The 2,623-nt window shown below is 65.2% G+C and carries 2 protein-coding genes; both read left to right on the top strand.

Annotated features, from left to right (window positions below; genetic code table 11):
• A partial coding sequence (locus EOA38_RS33125; RefSeq protein ID WP_145966189.1) for a lytic transglycosylase domain-containing protein occupies window positions 1–1,551 on the top strand: 1,551 nt, incomplete at its 5' end.
• A 265-nt stretch (window positions 1,552–1,816) separates the two neighbouring features.
• Window positions 1,817–2,623 (top strand): alpha/beta hydrolase (locus tag EOA38_RS33120; RefSeq protein WP_145966188.1); only part of this gene is annotated, 807 nt, incomplete at its 3' end.

Here is a 2,623-nt window from a genome sequence, read left to right as displayed (position 1 = left end):
CAGGTGGCGCTCGGTAACCAGCCGGCTGCGCGGGCGGTGCTGGTGCCGTTCTGGCGCAGCGAGAAGCTGGAAGAGAAGGACGAGACGGCCATCATCAAGGAGTTCGGCGCGCTGATCCCAGCAGCCGACCATCGCTTTCGCATGGAGCGCATGTTCTACGCCGACCGGCCGTCCTCGGCGCTGCGGATCGCCGGCCTTGCGGGCGCGCAGCAACTGGCGGATGCCTGGGCCGCGGCCGACAAAGGCGACAAGAACGCGGCGAAGCTGCTGAAGGCCGTGCCCGCGGCGCAGCGTTCTGCCGGCTATTTCTTCGCCGAGGCCGAATATCTGCGCAAGCAGCAGAAATTCGGCGATGCCGCGGCGATCGTGATGAAAGCGCCGACCGACCGCGATTCGCTGGTCGATCCCGAAGCCTGGTGGGTGGAACGCCGCGTTCTGTCGCGCGAACTGGTCGACCAGGGCGACATGAAGACCGCCTATAGAATTGTTTCCATGCATGCGGCCGAGAGCCCGGGCAGCGCCGCCGAAGCCGAGTTCCATGCCGGCTGGTACGCATTGCGCGGTCTCAACGATCCGGCGGGCGCTGCCGCGCATTTTTCGCGCATCGCCGACCTCGCCCAGGGCCCGGTGTCGTTGTCGCGCGCCTATTACTGGCTCGGCCGCGCCGCGGAGGTCGGCGGTCCAGGCAGCGCGAAGGACTACTTCACCCGCGCGGCAGCCTATGGCACGACCTTCTATGGCCAGCTCGCCGGCGAACGCGTGGGCCTCAGGACCCTCAACATCGCCTATCCGAAGCCGAGTGCCGCCGACCGCCAGAGTTTCGAAGCCAGAGAGGCGGTGAACGCGATCAGGCGGCTGCAGGAGGCGGGCTATGACCGCTATGCCGAAACGCTCTACCGCGACCTTGCGGGACAACTGACCAGCCCGGGCGAGCTCGCGCTGCTTGCGGTGCTCGCCGAAAAGCAGGGCAACCATTTCATGGCTCTGAAGGTCGGCAAGATCGCCGCCCAGCGCGGCATCGATGTCGGCGCGCTGTCGCATCCGCTGGGCGTCATTCCCGATTCGGCCAACATCTCCGGCTCCGGCAAGGCGCTGGCCTATGCCATCGCCCGCCAGGAGAGCGAGTTCAATGTCGGGGCGATTTCCAGCGCCGGCGCGCGCGGCCTTTTGCAATTGATGCCCGGCACCGCCAGGCAGTTGGCGAAAAAGGCCGGAATGATCTTCTCGCAGGCGCGGCTGACGAGCGATGCGGGCTATAACGCGACGCTGGGTTCGGCCTTCCTCGGCGAGCAGCTCGACCGCTTCAACGGCTCCTATGTGCTGACCTTCGCCGGTTACAATGCCGGCCCCAACCGCGCCGCCCAATGGGTGGCGAAATACGGCGACCCGCGCGGCAAGGACGTGGACGCCATCGTCGACTGGATCGAGCGGATTCCCTACACGGAAACAAGAAGTTACGTGCAGCGCGTGATGGAGAATTACGAGGTCTACAAGATGCGTATTTCAGGCAAGTACGATATTGTCGGAGATCTGGTGAACGGGCGGGGTTGAGGGCCTTTTCCTTCTCCCCTTGTGAGAGAAGGTGGCCGAGCGAAGCTCGGTCGGATGAGAGTGTTCCAGCTTGGCGATGCCCTTTTCCAGCCAGGATACCCGACGGCAGATCGCCGTCGTCGCATTCCTTCCAACACCCCTCATCCGTCTCGGCGCTGCGCGCCGATCCACCTTCTCCCACAAGGGGAGAAGGAGGAGTCTCTCATTTGACGATCCCAGCCCTCGCCTGTAGCTGTCGGTCACCTCAACGAGGAGCAGGATCCCGATGGCGAGCGACGGCTTTTCCGACTTCTTCTACGCCGCACCCGACGGCCTGAAACTCCATGCCCGGATCTACGGCGAGGCCAACACCGGCTGGCCGGTCGTCTGCCTGCCCGGCCTCACCCGCAATGCGCGCGACTTCCATGAGCTGGCGCTTTACCTTTCAAGCAAGGCGAAGAGGCCGCGCAAGGTCGTCGCTTTCGATTATCGCGGACGCGGGCAATCCGACTATGATCCCGATATCGGCCACTACAATGTCGGCGTCGAGGCCGGCGACGTGCTTGCTGGGCTGGCGGCGCTGGGCATCGAAGATGCCGCCTTCATCGGCACCTCGCGCGGCGGGCTGATCATCCATGTGCTCGGCGCGCTGCAGCCGGCCGCGCTGAGGGCCATCGTCCTCAACGACATCGGCCCGGTGATAGAGGCGCAAGGCTTGGCCCATATCCGCACCTATCTCGATCGCAACCCGAAACCGAAGACATTCGCCGAGGCGGTCGACGCACAGTGGCGCGCGCATGGCGCGAGCTTCCCGGCGCTGTCCGACGCTGACTGGGCTCGCTTGGTAGCCGCCATCTACCGCGATACGGACGCGGGACTGGTGCCGGATTTCGACCCGGCCCTGGTCGACACGCTGGCAGACGCGGACTTCCCCAAGCCGCTGCCGGATCTATGGCCGCAATTCGACGCGCTCGCCGCCGTGCCGATGCTTGCCGTTCGCGGCGGCAATTCGAAACTTCTATCCGTCGCGACGCTCGAAGAGATGAAAGAGCGGCATCCCGGCATGGAGACGATCACAGCCGACGGCCAGGGT

The sequence above is a fragment of the Mesorhizobium sp. M1E.F.Ca.ET.041.01.1.1 genome (assembly GCF_003997355.1).
Lineage (GTDB): Bacteria > Pseudomonadota > Alphaproteobacteria > Rhizobiales > Rhizobiaceae > Mesorhizobium.
The sequence above is the reverse complement of the archived record's forward strand: the minus strand, read 5'-3'. Positions and strand labels throughout refer to the sequence as shown.